The following is a 20,225-nucleotide window of genomic DNA, read 5'->3' as shown; positions in this document are numbered from 1 at the left end:
TTGTGCTATGCAAGGTGAATAAAAGAGTCAGACTGGAATTCAGCCCAAACAATAGGACCAGCTTCAGCGCAAATCGAAATGAATTTTCATATCTTCAGCCAGTCATAAAAATCCTCTGGCATTTCTCCCTCTATTGATTCAATCGACTTAATATCAACTGTCGAATTACAGCCCATTAGCGGAACTTCAATGATCTGATCTTGAGAAGACCAATCCATATTTAGAAAGCGGATATTATTTTCATCGTAAGAAACTGAGCTAACCCTACCATGCCCATAGAGCTTCATAGTTTTCCCAAACTTCTCACGTTTTTTAAGAACAACAAGGTCACCCTTACAGATGGAGTTAAATCGTTCAAGCTGGCGCTCACTATCTAAATAATCGAAGCGGCAGATTTTATTTTCCTTCCAACCAATATCCAATCGATTATTAAAGTCTGCGTCCGGACAAAAGCCCATAAACAAAACATATTCGTCTGTTGTGGTGGCATTATTAATAGCATTTAATACATGCTTAGCTTCCAAATCGCCTTCAGATAGCTTTCTATCCGCGTTGGCCTTCAGCTTTACGAGGTCGGTTCTAGACATAATTCCAGAACTAATGCGATCAATAATTTTCTCATACTTCATGTTTGGCCCCATGCTTACGATGACAGAAACACCTAAATTTTGGAAAAAGGCGCGCGGACTAAAACTAAAGGTTATAAAGCTGGATATTTCTAACTAACTGAAAAGAATAAAAACGATAACAGCACGCCTTATATTTAATTATATGAAACAGAGGTTACCTTTTCTTCCGTGTTGAACTCTATGTTACAGCGAAACAGATGAAAGTTAAGTTTGCTACTGTGAATGATTCGCTTACCTTGCCACAACTCTTCTACTCTATATTCCGATAAATTAATGGTGTTTAGTTGCCTAATAACACTTGAGTAGGAAGTGTCTTTGCTTAAGTTTCCACAAAGATAGTAAACTTCCTTTCTTGCTTCGTTTGAGTAGAAACCAAAAGTCACTAAGCTGGAGATTATTGTTGCCACAGCAAAAACCTTTAAATTAAATGTGATTTTTCTATTCAATTATTAATATTCCAAAAAGCACACCAATCAGCGAAAACAGCTTGGTGGCTAAAATATGCAAAACATGAGCAATGGCCAACCGAACGAATGCGATCCGCCTGCAGCGCCTTGCTAGGCATCGTTAGTTGAGCTTACACGATATGCTGCGGTCAGATAACAAAGCAGAGCCCCCATAGGGACAACCGAAATAAGGGCTCCATTCCCGTAATTCAAGTACACCGCATTGATATACGTCGCAGCTATCGCCGCCAACGTCACTAGTGTCAATGCCCATCTTCTTCCTTTTGCAGAAAGCAATATTGCAGTGGATAGTACAAGCAGAAGTGTCATCTGTATCAACACCCAGGTTCTATAGGTTTCACTATCAGATGCCAACAGCACAAGATGGAGGGCTGAAGTAATCGCTAGAACTATCGCCATCGCGTAGCTAAGTAATCTGAATACTCTCATATGTGCCTAACGCCCTGTTAACAGGCAAAAAATTGTTGGCTAAAATTAGCGACGAAGGAGCAAAAGCCAACGGTTTTTTGTCCTTGTTTAACAGCTTGTTAGCTGTACTTTTCTTTATTAAACATTTTTGGCGCACGCAATGCGGTTATAAATGCTAAAACAAATAGCAACGCGGCATAGGCAAACCACGAAATTTGATAAAGCCCCAAAAAGTTACTGGTAGTATGCGATAACAAATAAACGAATCCCGACAAAAACGCCAAGTGCTTTACTGCTATTGGATCATTGATAGTTAGCTGCCCCAAATAAAAGCCCACACCACCCACAAAACCAGCCAATAAAACACTAACAGCAACTGCCAGAAAATGGATATCTGCACCTGATTTATAGACAGAGCAATAGCGAAATATGAAACTGAAAATTATCAGAAACAAAGTAAATATACTTGATTGTTTTATGGTGCTCAATGTAACTCCTTGTACAGCTAACGCAAAACTAAGGGTCCGGCATATTCCGGTCCCTCTTTAGCTTTTTGTTAGGTATTACTTGCTGAAAAATTTACGCTTTCAACACCCTTGTTTTTAGGACGTATAACTACAGTACCTGCAATTTTATCGTGCCAACCCTGCTTCTTCGAATCCCAAGCAACCCAAAAGAATCCAAGGCCTATTGGTAGCAGAGAAATATAATAACCAATGTAACGTATTAATGACTGCTGAACGGAAGGAGGATTTCCAGTTTTCGAGTCAACAACTTTGGTCTTGACAGCCATCTTACCCGGCGTAGCCGATTTATATACCCAAAACAGTACTGTGGCGACAAGAGGAAATATCCAGTTGATCACAAAATGTGGAACACCAAGAATAAATGCATCACTTTCCCAGTATTGCTCACCATAGATCAAGATAAGTAAAGGTAATGTGACCGCAATCAATATTATTGAGTCAATTATCGAAGCGCCAAATCTTATCCAAAATCCAGCATATTCTTGCTGTGCCCCATAAGATTCCATTTCTTTACCGCTCATCTCTATCTCCTTATGTAAAGATGTATATATAAATACCTAACGCCCTGTTAATGGGCAAAATATAGTTGGCTAAAATTAGCGCCGAAGGAGCAAAAGCCAACTGTATTTTGTCCTTTTTAAACAGTTTGTTAGGTACACTTTACCACTGATGTGCAGGCAAATTAATTACTTCATTACTTTCAACTAGCGTCCAGCCTCTGGATTTTCGCTCAAATACATATGAGATTGAAGGCTTATAATCAGCTACTACTAATTTACCAACCAAACTGTTTTGCTTAGAGTACCAACAGTATGCATTACTTTCGTCATAGTCAGGTATTTGAGAAGTCAGTGCTCGTTCAAAATCCGGATCTAAATACACTAACCCTGAGAAGTTATTTTGAGCTTTGTCGAAATATGTATACACGTCACAACTGTTAGAGTTTTGTACTTCTGATGTTCCTGCACAACCGGACAAAACCACAATGGTTGATAATAGAGCCAAAATTTTCATGTGTACCGAACGCCGCCAACACAGGCGAGCGTAGCGAGTCCAGCCAGCTTGCTGGCGTTTGTGCTTGGCCTTGTTAAATTTCTGCTTCAAGTGATAGCTCTGTATCTTGGTTTTTATACTTTGAATGCCAGATGAAGGTGCCACGCATAGCATTAAAATAGAAATACATGAATATCAAGGCCATTGGTAGCCCTTGGACAGTACCGAGGTCATACCATTGAGAAAACTTTGATATTACGAAATAAATGAACATTAACGTTGCGGCTGTTCGAGATTTTTTGTAAATAAATAAAGTCAGTATTGCGATTAATACGACATCAATCATTAACCATGGGTCTAGGAAGTAATTTAAAGTCTCATTATCGCTTTGAGTAAAGAAGCCGGCAGTGCTAAATATCAGTGTTAAAACAAGTGAAATTAGTCCTGCAATCCATCCATTTTTTATAGCAGCTTCACAAAGCTCCTGTGTCTCCATTTTCATTTGATCTTTAAATGATTCTTTTTTCTTTTTCTCTGCCATGAGCAGTTCTCCTTTTGAAATTTAACAGTATATTATCTTGAATTCCCACTTACCCCGCAGGCACTTCGCCTCCGGGCCCGCCGCAACATCCAGATTTTTAGCGATTTACTGGCCAATCTTTACCATCGGCTATTGGTGAAAGTGAGAACCACGGTGAATTGTTGCCAGATAAGCTAGCGGTTACTTACAGTTAACAAACTGATAAATAAAGATATTGAGAATAAATCCGCTGCTTTTTGGGCGAATTAAACCACACGGCGATACCGCGCAACGGTTTGATCTTTTTCAGCGGTGGATTGATAACTGTACAAATAGACAGTATTCATTCAACACCGCTGTCGACGGGCTCAATGCCCCGACGACCTTTCCGGGCCCAAGCACGAACCCTTCGCCATCTAGGATAACGAGCAAACCTCTCCATCGAATCCATCATCGATTATTTTCAATAACTTACGGCATCAAATCCGGCTTGGCAACCGGGCTTTGGGAGCCGACGGAACCCTCAGAGTTAAGTGCGTATTGTCGGTACCGGGTGGGGAAGAAGCGGGGTGGGCTTTACCTCTGGAGGGGACAGGGAGGAGAGTGAGATAGGCTCCCCGCAGCCTGGCTGCGGGGACAAAATTCGACTGGGTATTCGGCTCAACGGTTACTGCTCTGGCCCTACTCAGACAGCGATCCTGGCGTCAATTGGCAAAGGAGAGCCGTCCGCCAAAGGCAGAGATTTCGCCGCCTGGCTGGGACGGGTTCGCGACAATACAACGCCGGTGGAAAACCAAAACTCGGTAGCATCAATAAACGGGGCGACCGTTACCTGAGAACCCCATTGGTCCATGGCGCACGAGCGGTGATCAGCAGCCCTGGTTCGAAAATGCCAAGCATTGGGCATCACTCTTAAATGCAGGCATTAACTGGACACAGTTCGACAGCCAGTACGACACAGCTTTCTGCGTCAAGGACACAGTAGTTAGGCTCAATGATTCTTTTATCAATATTAAGAACATCAGCCTAAAGTGCTCAGAATCTGTTAGCTCGAAAAGGCGTCATATTGATTTCCGTTTCTTTACCTTCAATCATCTGAGCGATTAGCCGTCCGGTTATGGGCCCTAAGGTAAACCCTTGATGCCCATGGCCAATGGCCAGCCATAAACCCTTTTGACCTGGGGCTGGGCCAATGATGGGTTTCATATCCGGTAAGCAGGGGCGTGCGCCGCTCCAGGGCTCGGCATCAACGGTGCTGCCCATATCCAGGATGGACCGCGCTTGCTGCTCAGCCTGAGTCAGCTGGTCAAAGCGGTTAGCGGCTTCCAGGCCCGCCAGATAGGCACCGCTACACAGGCGTACTCCTTGCGGCATCGGCGCCATCACATAACCGACCTCCGCATCGACCAACGGGTATTTGAGCTGAGACTCGCCGGTGTCGGCAAAATGGATGTGGTAACCCTTCTTAAAGAACAGCGGCACCTGCAGCCCCAGCGGTTTAACCCATTGCGCCGCCCAGGGGCCGAGCGCCACAACCGCCTGATCAAATAACAGTTCTTCATCCGCCAGCTGAACAGCCCAGCCTTCGGATCGCCGTTGCAAGGACTGGATCTCTGCCTGGACAAACTTCCCGCCCAGAGACACAAAATGCTCGAAATAGGCGTTCACTAAGTCATGGGGAGTTTGTGCCGACCAGACCTGCTTCCAGTGGACGCCGCCCGCCATCGGCGTTTTAATCGCCGGCTCGACCTCTTTTAACTCGTCCCCGTTCAACAAGTTGTACTCGACACCGGTACCATCCAGAGAGCCCTCGAGCTCTTTACAGCGCTGCTCGAAGACCTGTTTAGTGCGATAGATCTCGAGGTAGCCGCGCTTGGAGATAAAGCGTTCCGCCTGCGACAATTGGATCATCTCCTCATGCGCATCGACGCAGCGGTCGATAAGGGTGGCGTATTCGGAGGAGATCGCCTCATGCCTACCGGACTCGGAGTGATGCCAATACTGAAATAACGGCGCGGCCTTCGTCACCACCTCGGCAAACTGATAGCGAATGTCGATCTGTTGGTTGGGGATCATCTTCAAAATCTTGGACAGATTTCTCGGAAAAGGATAAGGCCGAATCGCTTCACGCTGAATCAACCCAGCATTACCAAAAGAGGTCTCATTGCCCGGTTCTTTTCGGTCAATCAAGGTAACTTGATATCCCGCCTTTTGCAGATGCCAGGCGATGGAAACCCCGACGATACCGGCCCCCAGTACCACCATTTTTTTTGACATGATTTGACCCTACCTTTATTTGATTGTTGCCGCAGCACAGGTGAGTGCGACTTTTCGTTGTTTTAATCCGGCCCACGCGATAGCGATCATCAAAACAAATCCGATATAGCCAAACGACGGGTATACCAAACCAACCAGCTCAATGAAGCCATAGAGACTGGCCATATAAGCTAATAAGCCAAACACCAGCGTGGCAATACGAAAGCCTTGTGTATCGGCAGTGAACATGCGGGACGAGAAGGAATACAGGGCACCGACAGCGGTGTTGAAGATCATTAAGAACATCACAATGGACAGGCCCAAAGCCAAGTTGGGCGAGAAGGATTGAGCCAACGCGAGCATCGGCATCGAGGCCTCGGCGATCACCTCAACGTGACTCAACAGCGCCATGCTCATCAATAACATCAAACCGCCGAGTGTCAGCCCACCCAGTAATCCCCCCAGCGCCGCGGTTTTCGGCGAATGGATGGCCCCCCCGGAGATCGCCAAAATCGCCACACAAGCAAAAATGTTATAGGAAACATAAAGTAGTGCAGCGAGTAACCAGTGTTGGGAGGCTCTAGGCAGTTGCTCCGCCAGCGGCGCTAAGGTGGCATAGTCGGTGCCCTTAGTGACGATGGCATAACCGCCGATCAGGACGGTCACCACGATCAACAAAGGGGTAATGGCACTGATCAGGCCAATCACCCGCTCCGGTTTCAGCCAGGTTACAAAAATCACCAGAGCGGTCACCATGAGACTGCCAAAAGTGGCCGGCAATTCAAACTGCTGCTGCAGCAGCGCACCGGAACCGGCGATCATCACCACCGCAGCGGCAAACATGGAAAACGTCATCAACAGATCGATGGGTTTCCCCAGCCATTTGCCACAAATTTCCTGCACCACCTGTTTATGCGAGTCGGCTTTCAGATGACTGCCGTAGCTCGCTAATGTCATCCCCATAACAATAAACACGACCGAGCTGAGAAGGGTTCCGATCAATCCCCAAGTCCCAAAGCTCACGTAAAACTGAATGAGTTCCTGACCCGACGCAAAGCCGGCTCCCATAACAAACCCAATAAACGCGCCAGCGATCTTAAGGATCTCTTTCATCAACCAAACTCCCTGTTACGACAATGACACAGACGAGCAGAGGAGATTAATCCTCGATCCAGGCCTGAACTTCGATCTCCACATCCAGACCTAGGGCCAGACCCGCGGTCACAGTGGAGCGCACCGGCAGCGCATCTTGGAAATAGGCTTTATAGGCTTCGTTAAATTCGGCGAAATGATCCATGCTGGACAGCCAGATGGTCGCCTTGATGACGTCCTTATAGTCGGCACCGCACTCTCTCAGTGTCTCGCCGATCCGCTCCATTATGGCGTGGGTCTGTTCGGTAACGGAGCCGTGGATCACCTCACCAGCCGCCGACATCGAGATCTGGCCAGAGAGAAGGAGAAAGTTCCCTGCGCGAATGGCTTTGGAGAAAGGAACAGGTAAGGTAGTGGGGTAACGTTTTACAGCTTGACTCATTGAAAATCCCTTAGTGATATCTACAGCGTAAAATTATTATTTTAGATAACTTAAGCGCAACGATGCGTTAACAAAAACTCACGTTATGTTAGCAACACCTCAAAGTCAACTCTTCGCCTCACTAAAGACATAACCACTTGATTCAAAACAACTAAATCAAGCATAAGGCGCAGCGGCGACGCTGTGGCACCACCCGCTAAGATCGAGATGGGGTGTTCGAACGATTCAGACTGTACGCATATTCCAAATACCCGCTCCCCAACGTCTTATCCAAGGAGACTGCCGTCTATATAAAACGGGTCAGGTATTAATATTCAGTTAGAATCGGCGAGACCTAAATATCATCGACATTCCGGAATTGAACCAGTCCTTATCCCCTTTAGGGTGGGCCGGCTTGGCCTCCATGGCGATCTGCCGCTGTGGAGCGGCCGCGAACGAGACAGCCGTTTAGCTCTGGGCAGTGACGGCATCCCCCAGTTAACCACTTCATAAGAATCTTGCTGATACTGGCGTTTAAGCCAATACCCATAGCATCAATGAAGACAATATAGACTAGGCTTTGTAAAACAATATTAAGCCAGAAATCGAGAGCAATAACAGGATAAAATGATTCCTCCGAATTATGCTTCAATAGGTATTTGTCAATAACATGCCACTTACACGACGCTTCCGTTGAACTCCTTGTACAGCTAACGCCCAATTAAGTAGTCAGTAACGCACTGAGCAAGCCTATTAAAACCACTTACAACACAAAAGCCAACGCATAGTAAGTTCGCCAAGTGGCACGAATCTGCTTGAACTGTTTGTTAACTGCATTTTTATACTTAGTCTATAATTAATTTGATACTAGAGAGCGAGCACAAGCAATTGAAAATTCTTATTATTGGTGGCAGTGGTGGTATCGGGAAAGCGATTCTCAGACATGTCATTGCGACATTCCCTGAAGCTAGAATATACGCAACTTACCGTTCAACGTTACCCGAAGAACGACTAGCCGATATAACATGGTTGAAAGCTAATGCGTCCCTAGATGCAGATGTGAGGCAACTCGCAGAAAAAGTTGCGAATCTTGACTTACTGATTAACGCCGCAGGTTTTCTACATGACGCAACCAATAAACCCGAAAAAACCATCAACGAATTCACCCCCGAGTTTTTTAACCAGAACTTGAGTTCAAATACCCTACCCACACTGTTACTAGCAAAGTATTTTTCAACCCACCTCAAAGCCAAACACCAGACGTACTTTGTTTCACTATCCGCTAGAATAGGAAGTATTGAAGATAACAAGATTGGAGGATGGATTAGCTACCGTTGTTCTAAAGCGGCACTAAATATGGCTGTAAAAACGATTAGTATAGAATGGAAATTTAAGCTACCTAACTGCTGCGTGTTTGCATTCCACCCCGGCACCACTGATACAAAATTATCTCAGCCTTTTCAAAAGAGCGTACCACCGAGCAAGCTATTTACCGCTGAGTATGTGAGCCAACAGCTGTTCAATATAATCAGTAACGTCAAACCCTCGGACACCGGTAAATTCTATAGTTTTAACGGTGAAGAGCTCCCTTGGTGACGATATAAAGCTAACGCCCTAATAATGGGCAAAAAATTGTTGGCTAAAATGTGAAGCGGAGCGAAACCAAGCCAACGTAATTCTGTGATGTTGCCCCGATAAAGTGGACACTTCATTGTTATGCAGCCAGCTTCTCATACTGAGTTGGGCTTTGATAGCCCAGGCTCGAGTGAAGCCGACGGCGGTTGTAGAAGTGGTCGATATAGTTAGCTATTGATTCGTGTAACTGAGCAGCATCTGCGTACCGTGCACCAGTAAAGAGTTCGCCTTTCAGCGTGTGGAAGAACGATTCCACCTCGGCATTATCAGTACACCGGCCTGGGCGATTGAGACTGTGATTAATGCCCCTGCGCTCATAGTACCCTTGCATCAATTCATTCAGATACTCAGTGCCTCTATCGGTGTGAAACAATAGTCCCGGCTTGGGGCGCCGTTTACTGAGCGCTTTCCATAGAGCCGTTTCCGTCAGTCGAGCTGTCCGGTTATCACTAAAGGCCCAACCGACAACCTTCCTTGAGTACAGGTCGATCACCACGGCCAGGTAGTACCATTTCCTGCCCAGTTTCAGGTACGTAACGTCCCCAGACCATTGCTGGTTTACCGAGGTCGCCTTGTCGGTCTTTAGGCGAAGATTTTCGACTGCTTTGAGTTTCTCTCGTCGCTTGGGCAATTGCCTGTAAACCCTGCAGCAACGGGCTTTTAGGCCACGAATACGCATCAGGCGAGCAACGCGTTTTCGGCTAATGGATATCCCTTGCTGCTTCAACTGAGCGTGCACCCTTGGGCTACCATATCGACCTTTGGAGGACTCGAATAACTGAGAAATACGTATTCCCAGTTCCTGATCCTTCTGCCTGCGATAGCTCGGCTTACGCCGCCTCCAGGCATAGTATCCAGAGCGCGATACGCCAAAGAACTGACACAGGTGAGACAGCGGAAAGCGACCGTGAAACCGGGCTATGAATCGGAACGCTTCCTCTTTTCCTCCGCTTGGAACCGCTGCCACTTTTTTAGCAGATCGTTCTCCATTTCCAACTCAGCCAAGCGGCGTTTCAACTGGCGATCTCACCCTCGGGGTTTACTTTTCTTGATGGCTTTTTGTTCGCTTTGATCATGCCCCACTTGCCCTCTCGATGCTCTTTGCGCCAACGAGACAACATGAAGGGGTGGATGTCCAGCGACTCGGCCACTTCCTTAACCGAGCGGTGCGGCAAGTGTGACCAGGTTACTGCTTTAACCTTGAATTCGACGCTGTATTGCTGCGTCCGCTTTCCTGTCTTGTAGGCAGGCATGTGGCACCTCAATCGGTTGTGATTAAGTGTCCACTAAAGCGGGTCAACTTCACCCGTTACTGTAATGGCTTGTTATGTGGCTGAACTACGAGAACCAACAATAGCAAACCAGAACAAGCCAATGCCTACAAGTACAATACCTAAAGCTGAACGCTCTTCTTGAATGCTACTAACGTAAATAAATGGTAATGCAGCCATAGTAATTGAGACTAATAGATATAGACCTCTTCGCTTGTTATTTGAATAATAAATACGTTTTCGCCACTTATTTAATAAAAGTGTACCAATGGGCAAATACGTCAACATAAAGATTTCAAAAATGCCCATCTCTCCTAGACACATAACGCCTCACTAAGAGGCAAATAATAGTTGGTTAAAATAAGCGACGAAGGAGCAAAAACCAACTGTTATTTGTCCTTTTGAGTGACTTGTTATGTTTTGAGCTACTCCAAGCACCTTTTGATAGTTTGATGTTCTGCGTTAGCCTTTAAAAGAGCTACAAATTCTTCTGTTGTTGGTTTTAAAACTTTGCAATGATTTAACTCAGATTCATCATGAGTTTCTTCATAACCAACAACATGGTAGCACCCACCGGATATATCTTTACCTCGCCCTTCCTGTTCGCACTTTGCAACGGCTTTATAAAAAAAGTAGGCACGAGTAGATTTTATACATGAATTATATGGTTCACGTACTTCCTTAGTTAACTCTGCGCGCAGTTTCTTATACTCAGGATTAAGCTTACAAGCATGCCCACTAAGGCTAAAAAACATTAACGAAATTATCAGTATTCTCATAAAAACATAACAGTATATTATTCGGAATTCCCACTTACCCCGCTGGCGCTTCGCCGGCAGGCCCGCCCCAACATCCAGATTTTTAGAGGTTTACTGGCCAATCTTTACCATCGGCTATTGGTGAAAGTGAGAACCACGGTGAATTGTTGCCAGATAAGCTAGCGGTTACTTACAGTTAACTGACTGATAAAAAATGGGATTGAGCTTAACCCCTCTGTTTTTTAGGCGAATTAAACCACACGGCGATACCGCGCAACGGTTTGATCTTTTTCATCGGCGGATTGATAACTGTATAAAGAGACAGAACCCATTCAACACCGCTGTGGGCGGGCTCAATGCCCCGACGACCTTCTAGGGCCCAACCAAGGAACCTTCCCATCTTGGTTAGCTTGCGAACTTCCCTATCGAATCCATCATCGATTATTTTCAATAACTTACGGCATCAAACCCGGCTTGGCAACCGGGCTTTGGGAGCCGACAGATCCCTCAGAATTAAGTGCGTATTGTCGGTACCGGGTGGGAGAAAGCGGAGTAAGTCTTAGCTCCGCAGGGGATAGGGAAGAGAGTGAGAAAGGCTCCCCGCAGCCTGGCTGCGGGGACAAAAGTTAACGCGGCCTCCGCCTCATCGGGTACTGCCCTGGCCCCATTCGGCCAGCTTCAGCATCGCGCCCTCCAGCGCCCCTTCCGCGCCTTTGCCAAGGCGTTTGGCGAGGTTCTTCTTCTCGACATACTCCAGCTGAAGCACCGGCTTCTCCTTGCTCTTGGCCATCAGGAAATCGTCTGAGGTGGAGAGCTCATCCACCAGATCCAGTTCCAGCGCCTGGTGACCAAACCAGTGCTCCCCGGTGGCCACCTTGCTCAGGTCCAGCTGCGGCCGGTACTTGCCCACGAACTGCTTGAACAGCTCATGGGTGTGCTCCAGCTCCTCGCGGAACTTGGCCCGCGCCTCATCGGTGTTCTCGCCAAACAGAGTCAGGGTGCGCTTGAACTCACCGGCGGTGTGCTGCTCAAACTCGATGTCGTTGCGCTTGAGCAGGCGGTTGAAGTTGGGCAACTGGGCGATCACCCCGATTGAGCCGACAATGGCAAAGGGCGCTGCAATCACCTTGTTGGCCACGCAGGCCATCATGTAACCGCCGGAGGCGGCCACCTTGTCCACCGCGATGGTCAGGGGGATGTTGGCTTCCCGGATCCGGTTCAGCTGACTGGCGGCCAGGCCGTAGGCATGCACCATGCCGCCCCCGCTCTCCACCCGCACCAGCACCTCATCCTTGGGCTCCGCCACCATCAGCAGGGCGGAGATCTCCTCCCTCAGGCTGGCCACCTGGGCGGCATCGATACCGGCCTTGAAGTCGATGACGAAGAGACGGCCCTGACGCTCCTGCCCCTTCTGCGCCTTCTCCTTCGCCTTGCGCTCCGCTTTGCGCGCCTTCTCCTTGGCCTTGAGGGCATCATCGCCAAACAGCTCCGCCTCGAGCTGCTGCTGGTAGTGTTCCAGCCTCTCCGACAGGTCATGGATCTTCAACGAGCCTTTCTGGCCCTTCTGGCTGCGCCCCGCCGCAGCGATCACCACCACCAGGGCCCCGATCGCCATGACTACGGTGACCGCCTTGGCCAGGAACAGGCCATATTCATGTATAAATTCCAAGATGTTCATCCTCCAGAGCATTCTGCTCCCAGTGTACCGAATCCCTTTGAAAGTTCGAAAGAAAAAGCCCGGCAATTGCCGGGCTTCTGCTGCACTTTCGCCTTACTCGGCGGCGATGACGCCGGGATCCGAAATACTGATGGTGCGCCCCCCGGTCCGGGCATGATCCACCACCTGGGTCTGCATCTCGATGGTGGCCCGAACCGCATCGTTTGGATCTACCCCCGGGGTGGAGGTGGTCGGGCTGATCAGGGAGCTGTGGTGGCCCTTACTGAAGCGCACCGCGCCACTCACACGACCGGCGCCATCCTGGGTGGTCTCGGTGATGTTGGGCAGTCCCAATACACGGATAAACTGCTCGGTGCCGGAGAGCGGGAAACCTTCCACTGCGTTGGGCAACACCTGATCCGGCGGGTTGGAGCCGCCAGTGGCCAGATCCCCAACCACCGCAATCAGGTGGACCGGCGTCTGAGTGGCTTTGAGCTGAGCCGCATGGTTGATGGAGTCCATAGAGTCCACCGCGGTCTGAACGGCAAAGACAAACTGTGGAATCACGTCGGATTTCACCTGCGCCACAACCGCAGCGCACTCCGGCGATTCAACGATACTGCCACTGTTCGGATCGATGCACTCCGGCGCCAGCTCTGCCACCAGAGAGGTGAGCAGCAAAGGGCCGAAGGTGGCAGAGCCAACAAAGGAGCCGGCCAAGCCGCCATCCGGGGCCACCAGACTGGCGTTCACCAGGGCGTAGGGATTGGTTCCCATGGCGGGATCCCAGCTGTTGGCGTAAGCGGTCACCGAGGTACCGACGATCGCCCCGAGACTCAGCCCCTGAAGGCTAACCCGGGTCATGTCGAAGGTGGGCTGGGCACCCGCCATCATCTGGCCCTGGGTCAGGGCGGTCAGCGCCAGACGCAGCCCGAGGTGGTCGATCACCCCCTGGCGGAAGTTATCCCGGGTCGACAGGGAGCTGGCGATATTGACGAAGTTCAGCGGGTTGCCGTTGGCGAAATAGGGCACGCCCAGCAGATCACCAACCGAGGGATCCGTTGCGGACACCTGGAAGGCTCCCGTGGTTGGGTCCAGCAACTTGGAACGCTCGCCATGCAGGGGCATGTCGATGGAGACGGTGGCGATCCCCGCCAATGTGTAGGCGCCCGCCACCGGCAGGGTCAACTCCTTGGCCATGCCCAGGCCGTGCAGGTTCACCGAGACCGGCCAGCCGGCCGCCGGTGGCGTCCAGTTCGGTACTCCCTGGCTGGCGTAGAAGGCCGCCAGCTTTTCGGCATTGGGCAGGGTGATCTGAACCGGTACGCGATCCCGCATCTGCCCGCCGGTGACGCAGCTTTGCAGGTCCACGCCGCCACAGGGGTTGGCCAGTGGGTTGAACCGAGTCAGGTGACGGGTGGGATCCGCCGGTGTGCCGTCATCCAGCAGGAACTGACCGCCCACCAACAGGCGGGGATCCGCCAGAGCCGCCTGGGGGTCGATCCCCTGAGCCTCAGCCTGAGCTTCAAACCTCTCCTGGCTCAGGGTGCCGCCCTGCACCGCCTGAAGCACCGCCACGGGGCTGTCCCCAAATGCCAGGAAGCGGCCATCCACCGCACCGCCATTGGCTTCGGTGGGGAAGCTCTGCAGGTAGGGCAGCGACAGTTCCGCGGCGTAGATATCCGCCATATCCGCCATCATGCAGATCTCGTCCATGCAGACGCCGTTCTGCTTCAAACCGAGCCTGTCCGCCGCGGTCAGGCCGGTGGGCATCGGCGTCGCCGTCCAGACCGGGGCAAACAGCGGCGAGATCGCCCGCTGCGGTTCCGGCTGCAGGCCATCGGCCATCAGCAGTGCCGTTGTGGCCACCACGTCCTGCACCGACTGGGTGGTGAACACACCGCTGTAGGTGATGCTCTCCTTATCCACCGAGTGGGCCGACGCCAGGCTGTTTTCATAGTTGTTCACCAGTCCCTGCAGCAGACGCTGATCCGGCGTAACCAGAGGGGCTTCCTCGATGTCCGCCTTAAGCAGTTCGTAGGTGGTGGAGGGCGCAATGGCGACACCGGTGCTGTCGCTCAGCAGTGAGGTGGTGACCACCGCATAGCTGGAGGCCGGTGCCAGCGGTATCAGGGGCACCACGTTGATACTGTTGCCACTGGGCACCACGGTGAAGTCGATGCCGGCCACCAGCTCTTCACCCACTTTGCAGATGGTCAGGGATTCGCCGGCGGCACACTCAGGGTCCGTCGACAGCGGGCCGCCCAAGGTCACCTCAAACAGGCGCACCGCACCGGGGGCCACGGCGGAGGCGGGATCCAGCATGATATCGCTGCCGCCCGGGGCCACTTCGATCACCATCGGCATCTGGGTAGACCAGCCATCCAGGGCCCCAAGGGCGATCTGCGGATCGGTGTAATCGCCGCTCTCGGCCTCGCCCGGGATCTGCAGGGTTCCATCCGGTGTGCCGGAGAACAGCAGGTCGCTGGGCAGAGCGACCTCCCCTGCCCCGGGATCGAACACAATACGTGACAGCGGGGTCGGTGTGGGCGTCTTCTCGATCACCTCCTGGTGGCTGTCACCGTTACAGCCAGCCAACCCCAGCGCGGATGTAATGGCAACACTCAGCATCAAGCGTTTCATCTTATCTCCCCAGTCCTTTGCTTTTATTTTGTTTTCCAGCCCAGTATTGGTCACAATATCGGGCGATATCGCGGCCCCGATACACTCTGGACTGACTCCTTCCCTAGGGAAAGTAACGCAGAATCCAATGCTTAGCTACACTTTAAAAACATTTGTTTAGCATTCGTCGGCGCTAAGCTCCGACCAGTGGCCGCCCCCGTTTCGACCCAATAAATAACAACGAAAATCTCGACGATTTCAGCCTTAAGCAGGAAGTTCTCATGTTGGAATATCAAGCCGAAAACGATGCCCTCAAGGACAAAGTGATCCTGGTCACCGGCGCCGGAGCCGGTATCGGCCGCACGGCGGCACTGACCTACGCCGCCCACGGCGCCACCGTCATTCTCCTGGGGCGCAGCACCAACAAGCTGGAGGCGGTATATGATGAGATCGTCGCCAGCGGCGCTCCCGAGCCGGCCATCGTGCCACTGGATATGAAGGGTGCCACCGAGCAGAACTACCGCGACCTGGCCGTCACCCTGGAGGAGCAGTTCGGACGACTGGACGGATTGCTGCTCAACGCCTCGGTACTGGGTGCCCTCACCCCCTTCGATCAGATCGACAGTGAGATGTTCAACGAGGTGATGCAGGTTAACGTCACCGCTAACTTCCTGATGGCCAAGTCCCTGATGCCGGTTTTGCGCCTGGCCGAACACGGCTCCATCGTCTTTACCAGTTCCGGCGTGGGCCGCACCGGCCGGGCCTACTGGGGCCCCTATGCCATCTCCAAGTTCGCCACCGAGGGGATGATGGAGACCCTGGCCGATGAACTGGCCGGTTCCACCCTGCGGGCCAACTGCATCAACCCGGGCGCCACCCGCACCAAGATGCGCGCCACCGCGTTCCCGGCAGAGGATCCCCAGAACCTCAAGACCCCCGAAGATCTGATGCCACTCTACCTCTACCTGATGAGCGACGACAGCGTAGCGGTCAATGGCCAGAGCCTGGACGCCCAGCCCAAGCGCTGATCCACTCGAAGGATCAAAAAAGGCAGCCACTGGCTGCCTTTTCTCTTTTCCTCACTGGGCTTTCAGCCCTATTGAGGCGCTACTTGCCCCGCTTCGGGGTAGCGGCACGGCCGCGATGGCGGCTTACCGCCCGGCGGATCTTGTTGGTCTTCAGGCTCTTCTGGCGACGCTGACCCACCTTGTCCTGGGACAGCAGGGTGCGGCTCTCCGGCGCCATCTCGACCAGGGTGCGCAGGTAGTTGACCTGCTCCAGCGGCAGCTCCATCCATCCCCCGCGGGGCAAGCCCTTGGGCAGCGGGATATCGCCGTAGCGGATCCGCATCAGACGGCTGACCTGCACCTCCTGGCTCTCCCACATCCGGCGCACCTCGCGGTTACGACCCTCGGACAGGACACCGTGGTACCAGGTGTTGATCCCCTCGCCGCCGACGCGGTGGAGCCGCTTGAACTTGGCCAGGCCATCCTCCAGCTCAACCCCCTTGCGCAAGCGGTTAAGCATCTCGTCATCGACCTCACCAAAGACGCGGATGGCGTACTCGCGCTCCACTTCCCGGGAGGGGTGCATCAAGCGGTTGGCCAGCTCACCGTCGGTGGTGAACAGCAACAGCCCGGAGGTATTGATATCCAGGCGGCCCACCGCCACCCAGCGGCTGTCTTTGACCTTGGGCAGACGGTCAAATACCGTCGGGCGCCCCTGGGGATCGATGCGGCTGCACAGCTCCCCCTCCGGCTTGTAGTAAGCCAGCACCCGGCAGATCACATCCTGTTCCCCTTTCAGGGAAACCGTATGGCCGTCGATCCGCACCTTGAGATCGGCACTGCCATCCACTCGATCACCGAGTTTGGCCACCTTGCCATCGATGCTGACACGTCCAGCGGCGATCATCACCTCCATCTCACGACGGGAGCCATGACCTGCACGAGCTAGTACTTTCTGTAGTTTCTCGCTCATTAATCTCTTCTTTAATGTATCGGGGACTCGGTGTCCGCCGCACTCTGGCCAAACAGCGCCTGCAGCGCCTGCTCATCTTCCAGGGGCGGCAGCTCGGCCAAGCTGTCCAGACAAAAGTATTGCAAAAATTCATCGGTCGTCGCGTAGAGCGCCGGCCGGCCGGGCACCTCTTTGTGCCCTACGATGCGCACCCAGCCCCGTTCGGTCAGGGTCCGGATCAAGTTTGCCCCCACCGACACCCCGCGAACCCGCTCAATCTCGCCACGGGTGATGGGTTGACGATAGGCGATCAACGCCAGGGTCTCCAGCAGGGCACGGGAGTAACGGGGCGACCGCTCCTGCCACAGCGCACTGAGCTGGGGGCTGAGATCCGGGTGGCTCTGGAAGCGATAGCCCCCCGCCACCTTCACCAGTTGGATGCCCCGGGGCCGGTAATCCAGCTCCAGATCCGCCAGCACCGCATTGATCCGCGCCGGACTGACCTGGAACTCGGCCAGCACGGTTTCCTTCAACTGGCGGGCACTCAATGGCTGTTCTGCCACGAAAAGTGCCGCCTCGATAAGCTGCTTGAGCTGGTCATCGCCAATACGATTCATGCTTTTGCCCTAACATGGATCTGGCTGCCCGGTTCCGCCTGCTGCAGCTGGATCAGTTGCTCTTTACACAGCTCCAGGATCGCCAGGAAGCTGACCACCACCCCCGCACGTCCCTCCTGTGGCGTAAACAGCTCGGAAAAAGGCGTGAAGCGCTCACTCGACAGCATCGCCAGGATCCGGCTCATCCGCTCCCGAGTGGAGAGGGACTCCGCTTCGATCTGGTGGTGTTCGAAGTGGTCCGCCCTGGCCACCACCTGGCGCAGGGCCAGGACCAGCTCGGCCAGGTCCACCTGGGGGGGGATCTGCACCGGCGCCAGCTTCGCGTCCCGCGCCGCGCGCGCAGGCCAGAGGTCCCGCTGCTCCCGCGGTAGCGCGTCCAGATCCTCTGCCGCCTGTTTGATCACCTCGTAGGCCTGCAACTGCTTGATCAGCAGGGTCCTTGGGTCCTCCTGCTCCTCCTCGTCCGGCGCCGGACGGGGCAGCAGCAGGCGGGATTTAATCTCCGCCAGGGTCGCCGCCATCACCAGGTACTCCGCCGCCAGCTCGAACTTCATCTGCTCCATCAGGGCGATGTATTCCATGTACTGACGGGTGATCATCAGGATCGGCAGGTCGAGAATGTCCAGCTTCTGTTTGCGGATCAGGTAAAGCAGCAGATCCAACGGCCCCTCGAACGCCTCCAGGATCACCTCAAGCGCCTCCGGCGGGATAAAGAGATCCGCCGGGGGTTCATGGATCGGCTTACCCCGGACCACCGCAAGGGGAAGGGGTTGCTGGATCATGACGTCGGACTGGGTCATAGGCCGTGGGAAAAACGCGACATTATAGGGACGCGCCGTGCCTTTGTCAGTGCTTTATTCGAAGGCACTGGGATCCCCGGCGCCGTGACGGACCACCTGCGGCGTGTCCTCGCTCATATCGACCACCGTGGTGGGCTGTTCGCTCAGGATCCCGCCATGAATGATGAGGTCCAACTGACGCTCCAGGCGGTCACGGATCGCCTCGGGATCGGACTCGGCGATGCTCTCCCCGGGCAGAATCAGGCTGGTGGACATCAACGGCTCTCCCAGCGCCTCCAGCAGGGCCAGGGCGATGCGGTTGTCCGGCACCCGGATGCCGATGGTCTTGCGTTTCTCGTTGAGCAAACGCCGGGGAACCTCCTTGGTGCCCTTGAAAATGAAGGTGTAAGGGCCGGGCGTGTGGCTTTTCAACAACCGAAAGGCGGTGTTGTCGACCCGGGCATAGAGCGAGAGCTCGGCCTGGTCCCGGCACATCAGGGTGAAGTTGTGGTCGGACTTGATTTGGCGAATGCGGCAGATGGCGTCCAGCGCCTTCTTGTCGCCGATGTGGCAGCCCAGCGCATAGCCGGAGTCGGTGGGGTAGGCGATCACCCCCCCTTTATTAATTATTGCCACCGCCTGATTGAGCAGGCGCGCCTGCGGGTTGTCCGGGTGGACGTGAAAAAATTGGCTCATACCTTACACCCATCCTCTTTGGTGCCAGACGCCGGGTTGCTCTGGCCGGGTCAATCCACGCCCCAGTTCCACCCAGCGGGAGGGAAAATGAAAATCGGAGCCGGCGGAGATTAACAGGTCGTACTCCAACGCCAGCGCCTGAAGAAATTGTCGCTGTTGCAGGTTCTGCTGGCAGTGGATCGCCTCCATGGCATCACCACCAGCCGCCTTAAACTCCACCAGCAGCTTTCGTAACCATTTGTTCGATAATTGATATTTACTCGGATGGGCCAACACCGCAAGTCCCCCGGCGCCCTGAATGCGGGTCACCGCCTCGGCGATGGTGCACCACTGGTTGGGCACATAGGCGCTTTGGCCCCGCCCCAGGTACTTGTCGAAGGCTGCCTGCTTGGCAGCAACGATCCCCCTGTCCACCAGCACCCGGGCGAAGTGGCTGCGCCCAACGCTGCCGCCATCCGCGTAACCCAGTGCGTCCTCAAGGGTGCCGGTGATCTGCCGCTTCGTCAGCTTCTCGGCGATGGTCTCGGCCCGGCGGCGACGCTGGTCGGCCTGGCGATGCAGGAGCGCCCGAAGCTCCGGGTCCTCACTGTCGAAATCGAGCCCAACCACGTGGATATCGAAGCTGTGCCAGCGGGTGGAGACCTCGACGCCGCTGATCACCCTCAGGGGGCTTCCCTCGGCCGCTGCCCGGGCCTCTGCCAGGCCCTCGACGGAGTCATGGTCGGTGAGTGCCAGCAGGTCGATCTGCTGATTGAGAGCCCGGATCACCAGCTCCGTCGGTGTCAAGGTGCCATCCGAAGCCCGGGAGTGGCAGTGCAGATCGATTTTCATATCACCCCTTTCTATTTACTGGGGCATTGTACTCCAGCGGGCGACCAAAGTCCGGTTGCCGAGTTTGACCCTTGACAGGGGTCGCGA

General features: G+C 53.1%; 19 protein-coding genes and 2 pseudogenes. 3 read left to right on the top strand and 18 right to left on the bottom strand.

The window, feature by feature from the left end; genetic code table 11:
- Positions 1 to 86 precede the first annotated feature (86 nt).
- From ABD997_RS05245 to ABD997_RS05225, 5 genes are all read right to left on the bottom strand, one after another.
- Positions 87 to 629 (bottom strand): hypothetical protein, encoded by a 543-nt coding sequence (locus tag ABD997_RS05245; protein WP_345315959.1) that lies wholly within the window; start codon positions 627 to 629, stop codon positions 87 to 89.
- A 994-nt stretch (positions 630 to 1,623) separates the two neighbouring features.
- Positions 1,624 to 1,992, bottom strand: a complete 369-nt coding sequence (locus ABD997_RS05240; protein ID WP_345315958.1) for a hypothetical protein — start codon at positions 1,990 to 1,992, stop codon at positions 1,624 to 1,626.
- A 68-nt stretch (positions 1,993 to 2,060) separates the two neighbouring features.
- Positions 2,061 to 2,552, bottom strand: coding sequence for an RDD family protein (locus ABD997_RS05235; protein ID WP_345315957.1), 492 nt, complete (start codon positions 2,550 to 2,552; stop codon positions 2,061 to 2,063).
- A 139-nt stretch (positions 2,553 to 2,691) separates the two neighbouring features.
- A complete protein-coding gene (locus tag ABD997_RS05230) occupies positions 2,692 to 3,135 on the bottom strand; it encodes a hypothetical protein (RefSeq protein ID WP_345315956.1) in 444 nt (147 codons plus the stop codon).
- Positions 3,119 to 3,565: a hypothetical protein gene (locus ABD997_RS05225; protein WP_345315955.1), complete on the bottom strand. Its 447-nt coding sequence runs from the start codon at positions 3,563 to 3,565 to the stop codon at positions 3,119 to 3,121. Before ABD997_RS05225 ends, ABD997_RS05230 begins: the two co-directional genes overlap by 17 nt.
- A gap of 656 nt (positions 3,566 to 4,221) precedes the next feature.
- Between ABD997_RS05225 and ABD997_RS14975 the strand changes: the two are divergent.
- Positions 4,222 to 4,445 (top strand): annotated as a pseudogene (locus ABD997_RS14975) (transposase); the annotation flags it as partial.
- Positions 4,446 to 4,579: 134 nt separating this feature from the next.
- Here ABD997_RS14975 and ABD997_RS05215 read toward each other — a convergent pair.
- The 3 genes from ABD997_RS05215 to ABD997_RS05205 are packed head-to-tail and all read right to left on the bottom strand — an operon-like array spanning position 4,580 to position 7,334.
- Positions 4,580 to 5,821, bottom strand: coding sequence for an NAD(P)/FAD-dependent oxidoreductase (locus tag ABD997_RS05215; RefSeq protein WP_345315954.1), 1,242 nt, complete (start codon positions 5,819 to 5,821; stop codon positions 4,580 to 4,582).
- A gap of 15 nt (positions 5,822 to 5,836) precedes the next feature.
- A complete protein-coding gene (locus ABD997_RS05210; RefSeq protein ID WP_345315953.1) occupies positions 5,837 to 6,913 on the bottom strand; it encodes a YkvI family membrane protein in 1,077 nt (358 codons plus the stop codon).
- Positions 6,914 to 6,959: 46 nt separating this feature from the next.
- Entirely contained in the window at positions 6,960 to 7,334 is a 375-nt protein-coding gene (locus ABD997_RS05205) for a RidA family protein (protein WP_345315952.1), read from the bottom strand.
- Between the two features lie 867 nt (positions 7,335 to 8,201).
- On the opposite strand from ABD997_RS05205, the gene ABD997_RS05200 reads away from it, so the two are divergent.
- Positions 8,202 to 8,909, top strand: coding sequence for an SDR family NAD(P)-dependent oxidoreductase (locus ABD997_RS05200; RefSeq protein ID WP_345315951.1), 708 nt, complete (start codon positions 8,202 to 8,204; stop codon positions 8,907 to 8,909).
- Positions 8,910 to 9,027: 118 nt separating this feature from the next.
- Here ABD997_RS05200 and ABD997_RS05195 read toward each other — a convergent pair.
- The 5 genes and pseudogenes from ABD997_RS05195 to ABD997_RS05175 all read right to left on the bottom strand — a co-directional run bounded on the left by ABD997_RS05195 (position 9,028) and on the right by ABD997_RS05175 (position 15,277).
- Positions 9,028 to 10,201 (bottom strand): annotated as a pseudogene (locus ABD997_RS05195) (IS3 family transposase).
- Positions 10,202 to 10,273: 72 nt separating this feature from the next.
- On the bottom strand, positions 10,274 to 10,528 hold the full coding sequence (locus ABD997_RS05190; protein ID WP_345315950.1) for a hypothetical protein: 255 nt from the start codon (positions 10,526 to 10,528) through the stop codon (positions 10,274 to 10,276).
- Between the two features lie 116 nt (positions 10,529 to 10,644).
- Positions 10,645 to 10,974 carry a hypothetical protein gene (locus ABD997_RS05185; RefSeq protein WP_345315949.1) on the bottom strand — a complete coding sequence of 110 codons (330 nt, stop codon included), beginning with the start codon at positions 10,972 to 10,974 and terminating at the stop codon, positions 10,645 to 10,647.
- A 646-nt stretch (positions 10,975 to 11,620) separates the two neighbouring features.
- The gene (gene sohB, locus ABD997_RS05180) at positions 11,621 to 12,646 is read right to left on the bottom strand and encodes a protease SohB (RefSeq protein ID WP_345315948.1); all 1,026 of its coding nucleotides are present in this window, start codon (positions 12,644 to 12,646) and stop codon (positions 11,621 to 11,623) included.
- 102 nt (positions 12,647 to 12,748) lie between these two features.
- Positions 12,749 to 15,277, bottom strand: coding sequence for a VolA/Pla-1 family phospholipase (locus ABD997_RS05175; RefSeq protein WP_345315947.1), 2,529 nt, complete (start codon positions 15,275 to 15,277; stop codon positions 12,749 to 12,751).
- 260 nt (positions 15,278 to 15,537) lie between these two features.
- Here ABD997_RS05175 and ABD997_RS05170 point away from each other — a divergent pair, with 260 nt between their 5' ends.
- Positions 15,538 to 16,284, top strand: coding sequence for a YciK family oxidoreductase (locus tag ABD997_RS05170; protein ID WP_345315946.1), 747 nt, complete (start codon positions 15,538 to 15,540; stop codon positions 16,282 to 16,284).
- A gap of 79 nt (positions 16,285 to 16,363) precedes the next feature.
- Here the strand turns inward: ABD997_RS05170 and rluB are convergent, their stop codons facing one another.
- Genes rluB through ABD997_RS05145 form a run of 5 tightly spaced genes read right to left on the bottom strand, consistent with a single transcriptional unit; the run spans position 16,364 to position 20,138 of the window.
- On the bottom strand, positions 16,364 to 17,236 hold the full coding sequence (rluB, locus tag ABD997_RS05165) for a 23S rRNA pseudouridine(2605) synthase RluB (RefSeq protein WP_345315945.1): 873 nt from the start codon (positions 17,234 to 17,236) through the stop codon (positions 16,364 to 16,366).
- An 11-nt stretch (positions 17,237 to 17,247) separates the two neighbouring features.
- Positions 17,248 to 17,832: an SMC-Scp complex subunit ScpB gene (scpB, locus tag ABD997_RS05160; RefSeq protein WP_345315944.1), complete on the bottom strand. Its 585-nt coding sequence runs from the start codon at positions 17,830 to 17,832 to the stop codon at positions 17,248 to 17,250.
- Entirely contained in the window at positions 17,829 to 18,632 is an 804-nt protein-coding gene (locus ABD997_RS05155) for a segregation and condensation protein A (RefSeq protein WP_345315943.1), read from the bottom strand. The genes scpB and ABD997_RS05155 overlap by 4 nt, the downstream gene beginning before the upstream one ends.
- Before the next feature lie 54 nt (positions 18,633 to 18,686).
- Positions 18,687 to 19,307, bottom strand: coding sequence for an L-threonylcarbamoyladenylate synthase (locus ABD997_RS05150; protein WP_345315942.1), 621 nt, complete (start codon positions 19,305 to 19,307; stop codon positions 18,687 to 18,689).
- A gap of 3 nt (positions 19,308 to 19,310) precedes the next feature.
- Positions 19,311 to 20,138 carry a PHP domain-containing protein gene (locus ABD997_RS05145; RefSeq protein ID WP_345315941.1) on the bottom strand — a complete coding sequence of 276 codons (828 nt, stop codon included), beginning with the start codon at positions 20,136 to 20,138 and terminating at the stop codon, positions 19,311 to 19,313.
- Between the last annotated feature and the right edge of the window lie 87 nt (positions 20,139 to 20,225).

The sequence above is a fragment of the Ferrimonas gelatinilytica genome (assembly GCF_039544205.1).
GTDB classification, from domain to species: domain Bacteria; phylum Pseudomonadota; class Gammaproteobacteria; order Enterobacterales; family Shewanellaceae; genus Ferrimonas; species Ferrimonas gelatinilytica.
Note: the sequence above shows the minus strand (reverse complement) of the source record. Positions and strands in the feature narration are given on the sequence as shown.